Raw genomic sequence first — 17,913 nt, 5'->3', positions numbered from 1 at the left:
TTGCCATGAAAGCCAGCCTACAACTCCGCCTGTCGCAGCATCTTGCGCTGACACCTCAACTGCAACAGTCCATCCGGCTGCTGCAGCTGTCTACGCTTGAGCTGCAGCAGGAGGTCGCGATGGCGATCTCCCAGAATCCTCTGCTCGAAAACGAGGACGACTGGATCGCGAGCCCCCTGCGCGTCGCCGCAGACGGCTCGCTGATCGCCCAGGCGCCCAACAACGCCGCGCCGGAGCAGATGGGCAACGGCTCGTCGTCGTCCTCCTCCTCGTCCTCCAGCAGCAGTGAAGGTGGCGAAAGCGGCGAACCGCAGGGTGTCGACGAGTACAACGGTCTCGCGTCCGACAGCAACGGCGATTCGTCCCAGTGGAATCTGGAGGACTACGGCCGTTCCGGTACCGCCTCCGACGACGACGACCTGCCGCCGCTGCAGATTCACGAATCGAGCACCTCGCTGCGCGATCACCTGATGGCGCAACTACGCGTCACCCAGGCAAGCCAGCGTGACCGGGCGCTGATCACGTTTCTGATCGAGTCTCTGGACGACGACGGCTACCTGACCGCGACGCTGGAGGAAGTGCAGGCCGATCTGCCTGAAGAACTCGAAGTCGACCTGGACGAACTGAACGCCGCACTCGCGCTGCTGCATAGCTTCGATCCGGCCGGCGTGGGTGCACGGTCCGCTTCCGAGTGCCTGAAGCTGCAATTGCTGCGCCTCGACGGCTCGGCCACCCGCACGCTCGCCCTCGAGATCGTGGCTCACCATCTTGAACTGCTTGCCGCGCGCGATTTCACGCGTCTGCGCAAACATCTGAAGGCAAGCGACGACGATCTGCGCGATGCACACGTGCTGATCCGCTCGCTCGAACCCTTCCCCGGCGCCGCCTACGGCAAGGCCGAGGCCGACTACGTCGTGCCCGACATCATGGTGCGCAAGATCGGTCAAAGCTGGCAGGCCGAGCTGAACCCGGAGGTCGTGCCGAAACTGCGTATCAATCATCTGTACGCAAACATTCTGCGGAACAACCGCGGCGATCCGGGCAGTGGATCGCTGCGTCAGCAACTCCAGGAAGCCCGCTGGCTGATCAAAAATATCCAGCAACGCTTCGAGACGATCCTGCGAGTGGCGCAGGCTATTGTCGAGCGTCAAAAGAGCTTTTTTGTGCATGGCGAAATTGCCATGCGGCCCTTGGTTTTGCGGGAAATTGCTGATACGCTGGGCCTACACGAGTCAACTGTCTCGCGTGTGACAACCGGTAAATACATGCTGACCCCATTCGGGACGCTTGAATTTAAGTACTTCTTCGGATCACACGTTTCGACGGACACGGGCGGCGCTGCCTCTTCAACGGCCATTCGCGCGCTCATCAAGCAACTGATAGGAGCGGAAAACACCAAATCTCCTCTTTCAGACAGCCGCATAGCCGAACTGCTGGCGGAGCAAGGATTCGTGGTCGCACGGCGCACCGTAGCGAAATACCGCGAAGCCCTCAGAATCCCGGCAGTCAACCTGCGCAAGTCTCTTTAGCTCGCCGCGTAGTGTGGCGGGCATTTTCCGGCCGCTCCGCCCGTTGGAGGACAGGCCGGCCGATGCGACCTGCCAGTAGTCAGTCACGGGGGACGACACAGGCGAGGCGAACGATCGACCGGTACCTGCCCCATCGTGCGGACCAAGCGGCCACTAGCATGGAGAAGCACTATGAACTTGCAGATCAGTGGACACCATCTCGAAGTAACGCCAGCGTTGCGAGAATACGTGATCACCAAACTGGATAGGGTGCTAAGACATTTCGATCAGGTGATCGATGGCAGTGTGGTCCTCTCGGTCGACAACCACAAGGAAAAGGTAAAGAGGCAAAAGGTTGAAATCAACCTGCATCTGAAGGGTAAGGACATCTTTGTCGAGAGCTGTGACGGCGACCTGTACGCCGCGATCGATCTGATGATCGACAAGCTCGACCGGCAAGTCATTCGTCACAAAGATCGCCTGCAGGGTCATCAGCACGACGCGATCAAGTATCAAGAGCTGGCGCCGCAACTGGACGTGCCGCCGCAATAAGCAGGACCGTGAAGGATTAGAGGGATTTTTCCCGACCTAGCTAAACCGCCCGGCAACGGGCGGTTTTTCGTTGGCTAGAACACATCGCACGACGAACAGGCATTGGCGCGCCGCACCATCCATGGTCGCGCTGTTCTATAATGGGCCGGTTACCATAGGGGTCATCGGGGTTATTCAGCGGGAGTCCTGCGTTTTTTGGGCTTCCAAGCACATCGCCGTGAGCATCAGTCGAGAATGGAACGCCACTCAAACGCCACAGCGAGGAGTATCCAGGCCACGTTTCCGCCTGCCAACATGAATCGTTTAGCCAAATTTCTTCCCCTCGAAAACGTCGTCGTCGGACTATCGGTCACCAGCAAGAAACGCGTCTTCGAGCAAGCGGGCCTGATTTTCGAAAACCAGAACGGCATCGCTCGCAGCACGGTCACTGACAATCTGTTCGCGCGCGAGCGCCTTGGGTCGACCGGTCTTGGCGAAGGCGTCGCGATTCCGCACGGCCGGATCAAAGGCTTGAAGCAGCCGCTCGCCGCCTTCGTGCGCCTCGCCGAGGCCATCCCCTTCGAATCGCCGGACGGTCAGCCGGTATCGCTGCTGATCTTCCTGCTGGTACCCGAGCAAGCCACCCAGCAACACCTCGAAATTCTCTCGGAAATCGCCCAGCTGCTGTCCGATCGCGAGACGCGCGAACGGCTGCATACGGAAGAAAACCGCGAAGCATTGCATCGACTGCTCACTCAGTGGCAACCTTGATGCATCGGCGCCCATCCGCACGTCGGTCCCCCGCCTGCGAGCGGCTGGGTCCCCGTGTCGAATCCGGCTCGCGCCGGCTAATCCGGCTGCGCTGACGCAGCCGGCGCATGCGGGGCACAGGCCCACACTGGAGTCACGGACTCATGGATACGTCCAGCATCAACGCCCAAAGCATTTTCGACGACAACGCCGCCATGCTGAAACTCAGCTGGCTGACGGGGCATGAAGGCTGGGAGCGTGGCTTCTCGGCGGAAACGGTCGCCAATGCCACCTCGAGCGCCGACCTTGTCGGCCACTTGAACCTGATCCACCCGAACCGGATCCAGGTGCTCGGCGACGCCGAAGTCGACTATTACCAGCGCCAATCCGAAGAAGACCGCTCGCGCCACATGGCCGAGCTGATCGCCCTCGAGCCGCCGTTTCTGGTGGTGGCGGGCGGGGTCGCCGCGCCGCCGGAGCTGGTTCTGCGCTGCACACGTTCATCCACGCCGCTGTTCACTACGCCAATGTCGGCCGCAGCGGTAATCGACAGCCTGCGTCTGTACATGTCGCGCATCCTGGCGCCGCGCGCCACGTTGCACGGCGTCTTTCTGGATATTCTCGGCATGGGCGTGCTGCTCACCGGCGACTCAGGTCTCGGCAAGAGCGAACTCGGCCTCGAACTGATCAGCCGCGGTCACGGCCTTGTCGCCGATGATGCGGTAGATTTCGTGCGCCTTGGGCCAGATTTCGTCGAAGGCCGTTGCCCGCCGCTGCTGCAAAACCTGCTGGAAGTGCGCGGCCTCGGGTTGCTCGATATCAAGACTATTTTTGGTGAAACCGCCGTACGGCGCAAAATGAAGCTGAAGCTGATCGTTCAGCTCGTGCGCCGTCCGGATGGCGAATTTCAGCGTCTGCCACTGGAAAGCCAGACCGTCGACGTGCTTGGTCTGCCTATCAGCAAAGTCACCATTCAGGTTGCGGCCGGCCGCAACCTCGCGGTGCTGGTGGAAGCCGCCGTGCGCAACACAATCCTGCAACTGCGCGGCATCGACACGCTGCGCGACTTCATGGATCGCCAGCGCCTCGCCATGCAGGACCCGGACAGCCAGTTTCCCGGCAAGCTGATCTGAAACCGCCCGGTGTGTCCGGCGGCAACGGGGCACGCACGCGGGGACCAGATGCTATGATGAAACGTACAGATTTGACGACCTCATGCGCATTATTCTGATCACCGGTATTTCCGGCTCCGGCAAATCCGTTGCACTGAACGCGCTTGAAGACGCTGGCTACTATTGCGTCGACAATCTGCCGCCGCGCTTTCTGCCGCAACTCGCCTCCTACCTCGCGGCAGATGGTTACGACCGTCTCGCCGTTGCAATCGACGCGCGTTCCAGCGCCTCGCTCGACGACATGCCCGCGATGATTCGCGACCTGTCGCGCGAACACGATGTGCGTGTGCTGTTTCTGAACGCCAGCACGCAATCGCTGATTCAACGCTTTTCCGAAACACGCCGCCGCCATCCGCTCTCCGGTTCGGCCTCGCACGATGCAGACGTGGGCCTGCTCACGTCGCTCGAAGAAGCGATCGAGCGCGAGCGCGAACTGGTCGGAAACCTGGCTGAGTTCGGCCACCAGATCGATACCAGCAACCTGCGCGCGAACGTGTTGCGCGCATGGGTCAAACGTTTTATCGAACAGGAGCACAGTGGCCTCGTGCTGATGTTCGAGTCGTTCGGTTTCAAGCGTGGCGTGCCCCTCGACGCGGATTTCGTATTCGACGTGCGCACGCTGCCCAACCCGTACTACGATCATCAATTACGCCCGCTTACGGGACTCGACAAACCGGTCATCGATTTCCTCGGTGCTCTGCCCGTCGTGCACGAAATGATGGGCGATATCGAGACGTTCCTCGCGAAGTGGCTGCCGCACTTTCGCGACGATAACCGCAGCTATCTGACTGTGGCAATCGGCTGCACGGGCGGTCAGCACCGCTCCGTTTTCATTGCCGAGACGCTCGCCGCGCGTCTTGCCAAGCAGGCCAATGTGATCGTGCGGCACCGCGATGCGCCGGTCGACGTCGGCGAATCATCGAAGTTAGTGGCTTAACCGGCCGCATCGCGCGGCCTTAACCCGAAGCGTTGCGCGCCATGTCCTCTACTTCTGTGCTTGCCGATGTGCCGCTGTTTCCGCTGCACACGGTGCTGTTTCCCGATGGGCTGCTGCCCCTGAAGATTTTCGAAGCGCGCTATCTGGACATGGCGCGCGAGTGTCTGCGCGAAAAGACTCCGTTCGGCGTATGTCTGCTAAAAAGCGGTGGTGAAGTGGCGCTTCCGGACGAGCCCTCCGTGCCTGAAGCGGTCGGCTGTCTGGCGGAGATCGGGGAGTGCGATGTCGAAACCTTCGGCATGCTGCTGATCCGCGCGCGTGGCACGCGGCGCTTCCGGTTGCTATCGCATCGCGTGGAAGCGAGCGGTCTCCTGGTGGGCATGGCGGAGCCGCTGCCGGACGACGTACCGCTCGAAGGCAACGAGCTGCTGGCCAAATTTGGCGCTTGCGCGGAAGTGCTGGAGCGGATCATCGCAACAATCCGCGAGCGAGATCCGGATAGCCTGCCTTTCGCGGAACCGTTCAAACTCGAAGACCCGACGTGGGTGTCAAACCGGCTCTCGGAAGTGTTGCCTATTGCCCTGCGGGCGCGGCAAAAGCTGATGGAGCTGCCGGATGCCGGGGCGCGCATCGATGTGGTTCATCACTACATGCAGCAGCATCAATTGTTGTGAGGGCTCCTGCAAGCTATTTACAGCAAAGACCCGTGCAGGCCATCCAGCAGCTTGCGCACCGGCGCCGGCACGCCGTACGCGTCGATGTCGCGCAGCGCCACCCACACGGTTTCCGCATCACCTGGCACTAGCGCCGTCTTGCCACCTGCGACACGACCCAGTTCCGCGATGCGCGGCTCGATATCCAGCCGGAAATGCGTGAACGTGTGTGTAAGCGGCGCAAGCGGCGAGACCGCACCGTCGCCGCCGAATTCGCGTGCCCGCTTCGCCAACGCCGCTTCATCAGCCGCTTCCGGCAGGCTCCACAGCCCACCCCAGATACCCGACGGTGGCCGCTTTTCCAGCATCACCGTATCGCCGTCGCACAACACGAGCATCCAGGTACGTCGCGTCGGCACAGCCTTTTTAGGTCGCGCGGCCGGCAGTTGACGCTGCCGGCCGGTGACATTCGCCACGCAGTCGGGCGCGAACGGACAGCGCTCGCAGTCAGGCTTGCCGCGCATACACAGGGTCGCGCCGAGATCCATCAAGCCCTGTGTATAGGCGCTCACATCATCATTGCTGGCGTTGGACGGCAGCAATGATTCAGCCAGCGTCCACATGGCATTTTCGACCTTCTTTTCGCCTGGGAAACCTTCGACGCCAAACACGCGGGCCAGCACACGCTTCACGTTGCCGTCGAGAATCGTGGCCCGCGCGCCGAACGCAAACGACGCGATCGCCGCCGCGGTCGAGCGGCCGATCCCTGGCAATTCGGCCAACGCCTCCACCGAAGCCGGAAACGCCCCACCGTGCAGTTCGACCACCGCCTGCGCGCACCGATGCAGGTTACGGGCACGCGAGTAATACCCGAGACCGGCCCACAGCGCCATCACGTCGTCGATCGGCGCCGCGGCGAGCGCGGCGACATCCGGGAAGCGCGCCAGAAAACGCGCGTAATACGGAATCACGGTTGACACCTGGGTCTGCTGCAACATGATTTCCGACAGCCAGATGCGATAGGGGTCGCGTGTGTTCTGCCAAGGCAGGTCGTGGCGGCCGTGCTGACGCTGCCAGCCGATCAGACGTGCAGAGAAATCAGCGAGAGCAGGCTCGATGGGTAATACAGGCACGGTGGCCGTCGCGGACGGCGTTAAGCGGGAGGGCATCGGAAAATTAGCGCTGGCAGGTAGGACAAAAGTAGGTCGAGCGCTGCCCTTGCACGATCTGTTTGATCGGCGTACCGCACACACGGCATGGCAGCCCCGCGCGATCATAGACGAAATAATCGAGCTGGAAATAACCGCTTTCACCGTCACTGCCGACGAAATCGCGCAGCGTGCTGCCGCCTTTTTCGATCGCGGCAGCAAGCGTGACTCTCACCGCATCCGCGAGCAGCCCATAGCGGACGAGCGAAACGCGGCCAGCGGGCGTGGTGGGCCGGATACCGGCGCGAAACAGGCTTTCGGACGCGTAAATATTGCCCACCCCCACCACGATCTCCCCCGCCAGCAGCGCCTGCTTGACGGAGACCTTGCGGCCGCGCGTCTCCCGGTGCATCAGCGCGCCGGAAAAAGCAGGCGAAAACGGTTCGACCCCGAGGCCGGCCAGCAATGGATGCTCGAGCACATCGCCGTCGTGGCGCGAGTGCCAGAGGACGGCCCCGAAGCGTCGCGGGTCGCGATAGCGGAGAATGAACTCGTCGAAAATCCAGTCGATATGGTCGTGTTTCGCAGCAGCCGGCAGATGCGGCAGGTTGCGTAGCACGCGCAGCGTGCCAGTCATGCCCAGGTGCACAATGAACCAGCCGTCGTCGATTTCGAACAGCAGGTACTTGCCACGCCGTTCGACCTTGTGCACCACGTGGCCCCGCAAGGTTCTCGCAAGGTCTGCCGGAATCGGCCAGCGCAGCGCGGGGGTGCGAACGTCGACGCGCTCGACCCGGCGTCCGGAGACGTACGGCTCGATTCCACGTCGGGTAACCTCAACTTCTGGCAACTCTGGCATGTCTAACTGGTCTGCAACTTGCGTGAGTGGTTGTGCGCTTATTGTAGCGAGCGCGTTACAATCGTCCGAAACATTGAACGGATTTCCATGAACTTGTCCTTCGTGAAGCTGTTTTCGAAGCGCCCGTCGCGCGCCTCCCGCGTGCCGCACGCTGTCTCCGCCCGACGCCTGTTAGGTGCGGCGGCGCTTGCCGTGTGGGCGCTCGCCGCCTTGCCGGGGCACGCGCAGGATCCCTCGTCCGATTCGGACGACAACTCCGTGTCCATCCCGGACGCGCTCGGTGCGCAAACGCCTGAAGACCAGAAAAATCTGCCCGATATTGCCCTGTCGAGCCAGATCGTGTTCCAGGTGCTCGCGGCGGAAGTCGCCTTGCAGCGCGACCAGCCGGCGCCGGCTTATCAAACGTACCTTGCGCTTGCGCGCGACACGCACGATCCGCGCATGGCGCAACGCGCCACGGAGATCGCGCTGGCAGCGCAGAGTCCTTCGGACGCCCTCGCGGCCGCGCAATTGTGGCAGCAGTATGCGCCCTCGTCGGAACGCGCGGCGCAACTCGATGCGTCGCTGCTCGTTCTGTCGGGCAAGCCTGACGACGCAGAGCCGCTGCTCACGCGCGAACTGGCGAAGGTGCCGGAAGCGAATCGCGGCAGCGCGATCCTCTCGCTGCAACTGCTGCTCTCGCGCGGTCCGAATCGCATTGGCGGCCTGCATGTGCTGCAGGATCTGCTGAAGAACGACATGAACCGGCCGGAAGCGCAACTGGCTATCGCCCGTCAGCAGATCGTGGCGAACGACGCGCCGGGCGCGCGCAAGTCGCTCGAGCAGGCGCTCGCCTTGAAGCCCGACTATCTGCCCGCGGCGCTCACGCTCTCGCAGATGGGTCCGGAAGAGCGCAAGGAAGGCATCGCGTCGCTCGAGAAGTACGTCCAGCAAAATCCGAAATCGCATGATGCCCGGCTCGCGCTGGCCCAGATGTATCTGGCCAGCGACCGTCTCGACGACGCGCAGGCGCAGTTCGTTGAGATGCACAAGGACAACGCGAACGATCTGACGCCGATGATGGCGCTCGCGCTGATCGCGATCCAGAAAAAGGACTATCCAACCGCGCAGACCTATCTGCAGCAGTACGCGCAGAAAGCGGAGAAGACGACCGGTGCCGATCCGGGCCAGGCCTACATCTATCTCGCGCAGATCTCGCTCGAGCAGAAGAACGACGCAGCGGCAGGCGACTGGTTGAACAAGATTGCGCCGACGAGCCAGCAGTACATTCCGGCGCAGATCACGCGCGCCCAGTTGCTCGAAAAGCAGAACAAGCCGGACGACGCCCGCAAGCTGCTGGCGGGCCTGCGAGCGCCTGACCCACGCGATCAGGCCTTGATCGACCGCACCGACGCCGCCATCCTGTTCGACTCGAAGCGTTATCCGGAAGCGGAAGCGCGCCTGGCGCAAGCCACCGCCGACTTCCCCGACGACCCCGATCTGACCTACGACTATGCGATGGCGGCCGAGAAGAACGGCCACTACGACATCATGGAAGCGCAGTTGCGCAGGCTGATCGACACGCAGCCGGACAATCCGCAGGCCTACAACGCCCTCGGCTATTCACTGGCGGACCGCGGCGTGCGCCTGCAGGAAGCGGACAAGCTGATCCAGAAGGCCGCGTCGCTGGCGCCGAACGATGCGTTCATCATGGACAGCGTGGGCTGGGTCAAGTATCGCCTCGGCGATACGTCGGATGCGCTCACGCTGCTGCGCAAGGCCTACAATCTGCAGCCCAATGCAGAAATCGGCGCGCATCTTGGCGAAGTACTGTGGAAGACCGGCGCCCAGGATCAGGCGCGCGACGCCTGGCGTGAAGCCCGCAAGCTCGAACCGGACAACGATACGCTCCTCAAAACGCTCGCACGTTTTCAGGTGAACGATCTCTGATGCTCATTTCGAACCGCTCTATCCGCTCCGCGCACTGGCTTGCTGGCTGGTTCCATTATTTCCAGGCGCCCCGCCGCGCGGCGCTGGGGTTCGCAGCGGCGGCTGTCGTCACGGTGTCCGGATTGACCGGGTGCGCCTCGGTGACACCGCGGCAACCGTCGACGTCTAACGCCACGACCTCGGTCACGGCTCAAACAAGCCGCGCCTATCACGGCCGCTTCGCCGTCCAGTACGTCGATCAGAACGGCGCGCAACGCAACGCCTACGGCAACTTCGACTGGCAGGAAGCCGGCGACACGGTCACGCTGCAGTTGCGTAACCCGCTCGGTCAGACACTCGCGATTGTCACATCGTCGCCAGCCTCTGCCTCGCTCGAACTGCCGAATCGCCAGCCACTCACCGCCGACAACGTGTCCACGCTGATGCAGAATGCGCTCGGCTTTGCGTTGCCTGTCGAAGGCCTGCGCTACTGGTTGCAGCCCTCGGCCGCGCCCACTTCGCGAGCCAGGACTGAGCAGGATCCGCAGGATCCCGCGCATCTGAAGGAAATCGTTCAGGACGGCTGGACCATCAACTACGTCGCGTATGCCGATGCACCGGCCACTGGCCTCAAGCGCGTCAATCTGAGCCGCCAGGAACCGCCACTCGAAATCAAGCTGGTACTCGACCAGTAACCTGGCGAAGCGCACTACCCGTACGACTCGCCTGCTGCAATTCGTCTTTACTCATGACCGAAACAAACGATTCGCTGCGCGACTGCCTTGCGCCAGCGAAGCTCAATCTCTTCCTGCACATCACCGGCCGGCGGCCGGATGGCTATCACTCGCTGCAGACCGTGTTCCAGTTGCTCGACTGGGGCGACACGCTGCATTTCACGCGACGGTCCGACGGTCTCGTCACGCGTAGCAGCGACATCTCCGGTGTGCCGCCGGAACAGGATCTGACGGTGCGAGCCGCGGTACTGCTGAAAAGCCATACGGGCACGCAGGAAGGCGTCGACATTGCGATCGAGAAACGGCTGCCGATGGGCGCCGGCCTCGGCGGCGGCAGTTCGGACGCGGCCACCACGCTGCTGGCGCTGAACCGTCTGTGGAAGCTCGCTCTGCCGCGCGAAGAACTGCAGGCAATTGCACTGAAGCTGGGTGCCGATGTGCCGTTCTTTGTGTTCGGAAAAAATGCGTTTGCAGAGGGTGTCGGAGAGGCATTGGAGGTTGTACAATTGCCGCCGCGATATTTCCTCGTTGTGACACCAAGGGTTCACGTTCCAACTGCAGCGATTTTCTCCGAGAAATCGTTGACAAGGGACTCAAAACCCCTCACAATTACGGACTTTCTTGCACAACAAACTTGCAGTACGGGATGGCCCGACAGTTTTGGCCGGAATGACATGCAGCAAGTTGTCGTGGGAAAATACGCAGAAGTTGCGCAGGTGTTGGGATGGTTTGACAACGTCGCACCCGCGCGGATGACTGGATCAGGTGCAAGCGTTTTTGCAGCGTTCCAAAGTCGCGATGAAGCAGAAGCGGTGCAAGCCAAACTGCCAGGCGAATGGAACAGCGCGGTAACAGCAAGCTTGGATACACATCCACTATTCGGCTTCGCGTCATAAAGTTTTGCATCGTCGAGCGGTCCTACACGCTCGGGGAAGCTCAAAGTTAGTGTAGGGGAGTCGCCAAGTTGGTTAAGGCACCGGATTTTGATTCCGGCATTCGAGGGTTCGAGTCCTTCCTCCCCTGCCAAAAATTCTCGCAGTTCCTCGCCCCCCAGCCAGAAGCAGGTGCATGATGAGCAGCCATGACGGCCTGATGGTTTTTACTGGCAACGCGAATCCCGCGCTTGCACACGAAGTCGTAAAAATCCTCGGTATTCCCCTCGGCAAAGCGATGGTCAGCCGTTTTTCGGACGGCGAGATCCAGGTCGAGATTCAGGAAAACGTGCGCGGCAAGGATGTCTTCGTCCTGCAATCCACGTGCGCGCCGGCGAACGACAACCTGATGGAACTGATGATCATGGTCGATGCGCTCAAGCGCGCATCCGCTGGCCGGATCACCGCTGCTATCCCCTACTTCGGCTATGCCCGCCAGGATCGTCGCCCGCGTTCGGCACGCGTCGCGATCTCGGCCAAGGTGGTGGCGAACATGCTGGAAATCGCTGGCGTCGAGCGGATCATCACGATGGATCTGCACGCTGACCAGATTCAAGGTTTTTTCGACATCCCCGTCGACAACATCTACGCCACGCCCGTGCTGCTCGGCGATCTGCGCAAGCAAAATCACGAGAACCTGCTGGTCGTGTCGCCGGACGTCGGCGGTGTGGTCCGTGCCCGTGCACTGGCCAAGCAACTGAACTGCGATCTCGCGATCATCGACAAGCGCCGCCCGAAGGCGAATATCGCTGAGGTGATGAACATCATCGGTGAAGTCGAAGGCCGTACCTGCGTGATCATGGACGACATGGTCGACACCGCGGGCACGCTCTGCAAGGCTGCACAGGTATTGAAGCAGCGCGGCGCAATCAAGGTGTTCGCGTATGCAACCCACCCGGTTCTGTCGGGCGGTGCCGGCGAGCGTATTGCTGCATCCGCGCTCGACGAACTTGTCGTCACGGACACGATCCCGCTCGGCGAAGAAGCCCGCTCGTGCGCCAAGATCCGTTCGCTGACGAGCGCAGGTCTGTTGGCCGAAACGTTCTCGCGGATCCGCCGCGGCGATTCGGTGATGTCGCTGTTTGCGGAAAGTTAAGTATTTGCGAAGGCGCGACGCGCGGTTACAAATCGCACGCTGCGCTTTTGCACAATCGGCATGGACGAACGAAGGTTCGTGCCGTCGAGTCTGGGGCCTCAGCCAATCTGGCATGAAGGCCCCGTTTTTACTGCCTGGTCGCGGGCAGTGCATTGGAGATTCAAAATGAAAGTAGTCGCTTTCGAGCGTTCACAGCAAGGTACGGGTGCGAGCCGCCGCCTGCGTATTACCGGCAAGACGCCGGCAATCGTTTATGGCGCTGGTGCTGAACCGCAAATGATCGAACTCGATCACAACGCGTTGTGGCACGCCCTGAAGAAAGAAGTTTTCCATTCGTCGATTCTCGATCTGGAAGTCGGCGGTAAGGCGCAACAGGTTCTGCTGCGCGACGTGCAATACCATCCGTTCCGTCAGCTCGTGCTGCACGTGGACTTCCAGCGCGTCGACGCAACGAAGAAGCTGCACACCAAGGTGCCGCTGCACTTCATGAACCAGGAATCGAACCCGGCAGTCAAGCTGTCGAGCGCGGTGATCTCGCACGTTCTGAACGAAATCGAAATCGAGTGCCTGCCGTCGGCACTGCCTGAGTTCCTCGAAGTCGACCTCGCGAAGATCGAAGCAGGTCAAACGATGCACGCCAAGGACATCGTCCTGCCGGCTGGTGTCGCGCTGATTGCACACATCGAAGCTGAAAACCCGGTGATCGCATCCGCGACGATCCCGGCTGGCGCTGTCGCTGAAGGCGACGCTGCTGCTCCTGCTGCTGGCGAAGGCGAAACGCCGGCCGCTTAAGCTGCATAGAGCGAGCAATCCTCTCGATCCGTTTCAATGGAACGGACGATATGACCCGCCGCGGTTCGCCCCGGCGGGTTTTTTTTCGTTTTTTCAGGTCGCGTGGTACGCCGCCGGCCCTTAACCCATCATGAATCAATCATGATCAAGCTGATCGTGGGGCTCGGCAACCCGGGCGCCGAATACACCGCGACGCGTCACAACGCCGGTTTCTGGCTGGTCGATCAACTGGCGCGCGAAGCCGGCGCCACCTTGCGTGACGAGCGGCGCTTTCACGGTTTCTATGCGAAGGCCCGTCTGCATGGCGAAGAGGTCCATCTGCTCGAGCCGCAGACGTATATGAACCGCTCGGGGCAATCGGTCGTCGCGCTCGCGCATTTCTTCAAGATCCTGCCCGATGAGATTCTGGTTGCGCACGACGAACTCGATCTGCCGCCCGGCACCGTCAAGCTGAAGCTCGGTGGCGGCAGCGGCGGGCATAACGGCCTGAAGGACATCTCCGCGCATCTCTCGTCGCAACAATATTGGCGGCTGCGTATCGGCATTGGCCATCCGCGCGATCTGATTCCGGAAAGTGCGCGTGCTGGCGCCAAGCCGGATGTTGCCAACTACGTGCTGAAGCCGCCGCGCCGCGAAGAGCAGGATGTGATTGACGCATCGATCGAACGCGCGCTCGTACAGATGCCGCTCGTCGTCAAGGGCGAGCTCGACCGGGCGGTAATGCAGTTGCATCGCAGCAGCTGAATATGGAGGCAAGTTTGAGCCGTTACTGGAGTGACATCGTCCACCGTCTGACGCCGTATGTGCCGGGCGAACAGCCCGCGCTCGCCCATCCGGTCAAGCTGAACACCAACGAGAACCCGTATCCTCCGTCGCCGCGCGTGCTGGACGCGATCCGTCATGAACTCGGTGACAGCGCGGAATCGCTGCGACGCTATCCCGACCCGACCGCACGCAAGCTGCGCGAGACGGTCGCGGCGCACCACGGCATCCGCGCCGAACAGGTGTTCGCCGGCAACGGTTCGGACGAAGTTCTCGCGCTGACCTTCCAGGCGCTGCTCAAGCACGACAAGCCGATCCTGTTCCCGGACATCACGTACAGCTTTTATCCGACGTACGCCGGCCTGTTCGAGGTCGATTACCGGACCGTTCCCGTGGATGACGCGTTCGCCATCCGCGTCGACGACTACGATTTGCCCAACGGCGGTGTTCTGTTGCCGAATCCGAACGCGCCGACCGGCCACCCTTTGCCGCTCGGCGAAATCGAGCGGCTGGTGGCACGGCATACCGACTCGGTTGTGGTGATCGACGAGGCATATGTGGACTTCGGCGCGCAATCGGCGATCTCGCTGATCGACAGCTATCCGAATCTGCTGGTGACGCAGACCGTCTCGAAGTCGCGCTCGCTGGCCGGCATGCGCGTGGGTTTTGCGTTCGGCAATGTGGCGCTGATCGAAGCGCTGACGCGCGTCAAGGACAGCTTCAACTCCTATCCGCTCGACCGGCTTGCACAGGTCGCAGCAATCGCCGCCTATCAGGACGATGTGTGGTTCCGCGATAGTTGCGCGAAAGTTATCGCGAGCCGCGAGCGTCTGTCTGCGGGCCTGACGGGGCTTGGCTTCAGCGTCGTGCCGTCGGGGGCGAATTTTGTGTTCGCCCGCCACGAAGGCTATGACGCGGCCACGCTTGCCTTGCGGCTAAAGGAGAAGGAGATTTTTGTGCGCCATTTCAAGGCGCCGCGCATCGATCAGCATTTGCGTATCTCGATCGGCACTGATGCGGAATGCGATACTTTGCTGGAAGCGCTGAAGGATATATTTCGCACGCACGCAGGCTAAGCACGCGGGAAGGCGAAGGGTGCGTATGGCGAGGCGCGCGCGTCTCGCCAAAACAGACTGCTCAGGCCTTGGCGGCCTGCAGCGCGTGATACTTCGCCATCAGGCCTTCGGGCGTCTCCAGATGTTCCGGGTCGCGCGGAATGCACTCCACCGGGCACACCTGGATACACTGCGGCTCGTCGAAATGACCGACGCATTCGGTGCATTTCTTCGGGTCGATCACATAGATTTCCGGGCCCATCGAAATTGCGTCGTTCGGGCACTCGGGCTCGCAGACGTCGCAATTGATGCACTCGTCGGTAATCATCAGGGCCATGCTTTTCTCACTTCGGGCCGGCGCGAGGCCGGCTTTCGTTCCGTCAAACCACTAGTTTACGCCGGTTAGGACTGTCCCGCCTGGCCGTTGTCCTGATCCAGCAAAGCCACCTTGTCCTTCAGCCACTTTTCCACGGACGGGAACACAAACTTGCTGACGTCGCCGCCCAGCTGCGCGATCTCGCGCACGATGGTGCCGGAGATGAACTGATACTGGTCCGATGGCGTCATGAACATGGTCTCGACGTCGGGCAGCAGATAGCGGTTCATGCCGGCCATCTGAAATTCGTATTCGAAGTCCGACACGGCGCGCAGGCCGCGCACGATCACACGGGCGTTGTTGGTGCGGACGAAATCCTTCAATAGCCCCTTGAAGCTCATTACCTGCACATTCGGGTAATGACCGAGGACTTCGTGAGCGATATCGAGGCGCTCTTCGAGCGTGAAGAACGGCTTCTTGTTGCGGCTGTCGGCGACGCCTACCACCAGCGTGTCGAAAATGCTCGACGCGCGCCGAACGAGGTCTTCGTGACCGCGCGTCAGCGGGTCGAACGTACCCGGGTACACGGCGACTACCATGACACTTCTCCTCTCTTCAGACAAATGGGCACGTCAAGCACGCCCGCAGGGCGCGTTTGCCGCCGGTCGCGCGCGTGACGGCTAGCCGTCCGGCGCTTGTTTTGGAACGCGCATTATTCCTCATTTTCGCGCTGCAGCAAATGATAGTGGACCGCCCCAGCCTTCCCCTGCCGAACGATGGTCCAGCCCGCCAGCGCGGGCGTCTGTGCGACGTCGAGCGCATCCCCGGCTTCCACATAGAGGAATCCTTCGGCGCTGACGAGCGGTGCCGCCAGTTCCAGCGCACGGCCCAGCAGGTCGGAATCGAACGGCGGATCGAGGAACACCACGTCGAACGAACCGGGTGCGAGGCTCGCCGCGAGGCGCAGCGCGTCCGCTTCGGCCACTTCTATGGTGTTGGGCGCGAGGCGCGCCTGATTGGCACGCAATTGCCCGGCCGCCTTACCGTGGCGCTCGACCATCAAGACCCGTGCCGCGCCGCGCGAAGCCGCCTCGAAGCCCAGCGCCCCGCTGCCGGCAAACAGATCGAGGCAACGCTGGCCGTCAAGGCGCTGACCGAGCCAGTTAAAGAGCGTTTCCCGCACGCGGTCGGGCGTAGGACGCAGGCCGTCGAGGTCGAGGACAGGCAACGGTGTGCGCTTCCAGTCGCCGCCAATGATGCGGATGGCGTGCGGTTTGCCGCGGTGAGACGGAGCAGCTGGCGCGCGGGAGGTAGAAGGACGAGGCATGCAGATTCGAACGGTTAAACGGTTAGGCAGTTACCCATAGGCGCTTTTGCACCGGGGTTGGAGAGGCAACGTTACCACAGGGTGAAAAGCATCTCACCCTGGCCGGACGGCTAATGCGGCCAGATCAGACATGCCTGATAAAATAAGCGCCTTCCAGCGCCTTGCATCCCGCATTGTCACGCTGCCTGCCGCTGCCACCGGGCCCAACCGGCTGCGCGCACCGGCGCTCGCTCTCACCACGCCAGAACATGTTCAGCTTTTTCAAACGATTCAAGGGTTCGAAAGACCCTGACGCGACGCCCGAGGAATCGCAGACGGCGCAGGAATCCGTCGCTCCGCAAGCCGAAGCCGCCGCGGCACGGCCGGCCGTGCCTGCTGCACCAACCGCCCCGCGGCCCGTCAGCAACACTGGCACGCAAGCCGCGCCCGTGAGCGACATCGAGCCGCTTGTGCCCCTGCAAGCGCAGCCTGAAGAGGAAACCGCGCTCGAAACCGTGGAGATCGTGCCGCCGCCGTTGCCCGAAGCTGCGGCCAAGCGGTCCTGGCTCACGCGCCTGAAAACCGGTCTGTCGAAGACCAGTTCGAACCTGACCGGCATCTTCATCAACGCCAAGATCGACGATGACCTCTACGAGGAGCTAGAAACCGCCCTGCTGATGTCCGACGCAGGTGTCGACGCCACCGAATTTCTGCTCGAATCGCTGCGTGAAAAAGTCCGCGCTGAGCGTCTGACTGAGCCGCAACAGGTCAAGGCCGCGCTACGCACACTGTTGATCGACCTGCTCAAACCGCTCGAAAAATCACTGATGCTCGGCCGCGCCCAGCCGCTCGTGATGATGATCGCGGGGGTGAATGGCGCCGGCAAAACCACTAGCATCGGCAAGCTCGCGAAGCATCTGCAGAGCTTCAACCAGTCGGTGCTGCTGGCTGCAGGCGACACCTTCCGCGCGGCCGCGCGCGAACAGCTTGCGATCTGGGGCGAACGCAACAACGTGACGGTCGTGTCACAGGAAAGTGGCGACCCGGCCGCGGTGATCTTCGACGCGGTCGGCGCAGCTCGCGCGCGCAAGATCGATGTGCTGATGGCCGACACGGCCGGACGCCTGCCAACCCAGTTGCATCTGATGGAAGAGCTGCGCAAGGTCAAGCGCGTGATCGGCAAGGCAATGGACAGTGCCCCCCACGAAGTGCTGCTCGTGATCGACGCCAACACGGGCCAGAACGCGCTCACGCAAGTAAAAGCGTTCGACGATGCGCTCGGACTCACAGGCCTGATCGTCACCAAGCTCGACGGCACGGCCAAAGGCGGCATTCTCGCGGCCATTGCACGGCAACGGCCGATCCCGGTGTACTTCATCGGCGTGGGCGAGAAGGTGGAGGACTTGCAGCCGTTCAGCGCCGAGGAGTTTTCTGACGCGTTGCTCGGCGGCTAA

The 17,913-nt window shown here is 61.9% G+C and carries 19 protein-coding genes and 1 tRNA gene; 15 read left to right on the top strand and 5 right to left on the bottom strand.

The genetic code is table 11. The features are described from left to right. Nucleotides 1-5 precede the first annotated feature (5 nt). From P3T24_RS19160 to P3T24_RS19135, 6 genes are all read left to right on the top strand, one after another. Entirely contained in the window at nt 6-1,529 is a 1,524-nt protein-coding gene (locus P3T24_RS19160; RefSeq protein ID WP_429407069.1) for an RNA polymerase factor sigma-54, read from the top strand. A gap of 171 nt (nt 1,530-1,700) precedes the next feature. Then, on the top strand, nt 1,701-2,060 hold the full coding sequence (gene hpf, locus P3T24_RS19155) for a ribosome hibernation-promoting factor, HPF/YfiA family (protein ID WP_074263301.1): 360 nt from the start codon (nt 1,701-1,703) through the stop codon (nt 2,058-2,060). Nucleotides 2,061-2,294: 234 nt separating this feature from the next. Further along, nucleotides 2,295-2,810 carry a PTS sugar transporter subunit IIA gene (locus P3T24_RS19150; protein WP_429407067.1) on the top strand — a complete coding sequence of 172 codons (516 nt, stop codon included), beginning with the start codon at nt 2,295-2,297 and terminating at the stop codon, nt 2,808-2,810. A gap of 143 nt (nt 2,811-2,953) precedes the next feature. Next, nucleotides 2,954-3,922, top strand: a complete 969-nt coding sequence (hprK, locus tag P3T24_RS19145; protein ID WP_074263299.1) for an HPr(Ser) kinase/phosphatase — start codon at nt 2,954-2,956, stop codon at nt 3,920-3,922. Between the two features lie 82 nt (nt 3,923-4,004). Continuing rightward, nucleotides 4,005-4,898, top strand: coding sequence for an RNase adapter RapZ (rapZ, locus tag P3T24_RS19140; protein ID WP_074263298.1), 894 nt, complete (start codon nt 4,005-4,007; stop codon nt 4,896-4,898). 41 nt (nt 4,899-4,939) lie between these two features. Beyond that, on the top strand, nt 4,940-5,572 hold the full coding sequence (locus P3T24_RS19135; protein ID WP_429407064.1) for an LON peptidase substrate-binding domain-containing protein: 633 nt from the start codon (nt 4,940-4,942) through the stop codon (nt 5,570-5,572). Nucleotides 5,573-5,589: 17 nt separating this feature from the next. Here P3T24_RS19135 and mutY read toward each other — a convergent pair whose 3' ends face one another. Together mutY and mutM are read right to left on the bottom strand one after the other, a co-directional pair. Then, entirely contained in the window at nt 5,590-6,720 is a 1,131-nt protein-coding gene (mutY, locus tag P3T24_RS19130) for an A/G-specific adenine glycosylase (protein ID WP_429436848.1), read from the bottom strand. A gap of 7 nt (nt 6,721-6,727) precedes the next feature. Continuing rightward, a complete protein-coding gene (gene mutM / locus P3T24_RS19125) occupies nt 6,728-7,558 on the bottom strand; it encodes a bifunctional DNA-formamidopyrimidine glycosylase/DNA-(apurinic or apyrimidinic site) lyase (RefSeq protein ID WP_429436846.1) in 831 nt (276 codons plus the stop codon). 87 nt (nt 7,559-7,645) lie between these two features. Between mutM and P3T24_RS19120 the strand changes: the two genes are divergently transcribed. The 8 genes from P3T24_RS19120 (at nt 7,646) to hisC (ending at nt 14,858) form a co-directional block, all read left to right on the top strand. After that, nucleotides 7,646-9,487 (top strand): tetratricopeptide repeat protein, encoded by a 1,842-nt coding sequence (locus tag P3T24_RS19120; protein ID WP_429407058.1) that lies wholly within the window; start codon nt 7,646-7,648, stop codon nt 9,485-9,487. After that, nucleotides 9,487-10,161, top strand: a complete 675-nt coding sequence (gene lolB, locus P3T24_RS19115) for a lipoprotein insertase outer membrane protein LolB (RefSeq protein WP_074263294.1) — start codon at nt 9,487-9,489, stop codon at nt 10,159-10,161. Before P3T24_RS19120 ends, lolB begins: the two co-directional genes overlap by 1 nt. Nucleotides 10,162-10,214: 53 nt before the next feature. Next, nucleotides 10,215-11,096: a 4-(cytidine 5'-diphospho)-2-C-methyl-D-erythritol kinase gene (ispE, locus tag P3T24_RS19110; RefSeq protein ID WP_429407055.1), complete on the top strand. Its 882-nt coding sequence runs from the start codon at nt 10,215-10,217 to the stop codon at nt 11,094-11,096. 53 nt (nt 11,097-11,149) lie between these two features. Beyond that, nucleotides 11,150-11,226 (top strand) — tRNA-Gln (locus P3T24_RS19105). A 45-nt stretch (nt 11,227-11,271) separates the two neighbouring features. Continuing rightward, nucleotides 11,272-12,228, top strand: a complete 957-nt coding sequence (locus P3T24_RS19100) for a ribose-phosphate pyrophosphokinase (protein ID WP_074263292.1) — start codon at nt 11,272-11,274, stop codon at nt 12,226-12,228. 165 nt (nt 12,229-12,393) lie between these two features. Then, entirely contained in the window at nt 12,394-13,020 is a 627-nt protein-coding gene (locus P3T24_RS19095; protein ID WP_074263291.1) for a 50S ribosomal protein L25/general stress protein Ctc, read from the top strand. 141 nt (nt 13,021-13,161) lie between these two features. Next, nucleotides 13,162-13,764 carry an aminoacyl-tRNA hydrolase gene (gene pth, locus P3T24_RS19090; protein WP_429286765.1) on the top strand — a complete coding sequence of 201 codons (603 nt, stop codon included), beginning with the start codon at nt 13,162-13,164 and terminating at the stop codon, nt 13,762-13,764. A 14-nt stretch (nt 13,765-13,778) separates the two neighbouring features. After that, a complete protein-coding gene (gene hisC, locus P3T24_RS19085) occupies nt 13,779-14,858 on the top strand; it encodes a histidinol-phosphate transaminase (RefSeq protein WP_429436962.1) in 1,080 nt (359 codons plus the stop codon). A 61-nt stretch (nt 14,859-14,919) separates the two neighbouring features. Here the strand turns inward: hisC and P3T24_RS19080 are convergent, their stop codons facing one another. From P3T24_RS19080 to rsmD, 3 genes are all read right to left on the bottom strand, one after another. After that, on the bottom strand, nt 14,920-15,174 hold the full coding sequence (locus P3T24_RS19080; RefSeq protein ID WP_074263289.1) for a YfhL family 4Fe-4S dicluster ferredoxin: 255 nt from the start codon (nt 15,172-15,174) through the stop codon (nt 14,920-14,922). A gap of 65 nt (nt 15,175-15,239) precedes the next feature. Further along, the gene (coaD, locus tag P3T24_RS19075) at nt 15,240-15,752 is read right to left on the bottom strand and encodes a pantetheine-phosphate adenylyltransferase (protein ID WP_429286763.1); all 513 of its coding nucleotides are present in this window, start codon (nt 15,750-15,752) and stop codon (nt 15,240-15,242) included. Nucleotides 15,753-15,865: 113 nt separating this feature from the next. After that, entirely contained in the window at nt 15,866-16,480 is a 615-nt protein-coding gene (rsmD, locus tag P3T24_RS19070) for a 16S rRNA (guanine(966)-N(2))-methyltransferase RsmD (RefSeq protein WP_074263287.1), read from the bottom strand. A gap of 248 nt (nt 16,481-16,728) precedes the next feature. Here rsmD and ftsY point away from each other — a divergent pair, with 248 nt between their 5' ends. After that, complete coding sequence (gene ftsY / locus P3T24_RS19065; RefSeq protein ID WP_429436843.1) at nt 16,729-17,913, top strand: signal recognition particle-docking protein FtsY; 1,185 nt, start codon at nt 16,729-16,731, stop codon at nt 17,911-17,913.

It is taken from the genome of Paraburkholderia sp. GAS33 (genome assembly GCF_050436645.1).
GTDB lineage: Bacteria > Pseudomonadota > Gammaproteobacteria > Burkholderiales > Burkholderiaceae > Paraburkholderia > Paraburkholderia phenazinium_B.
Note: the sequence above shows the minus strand (reverse complement) of the source record. Positions and strands in the feature narration are given on the sequence as shown.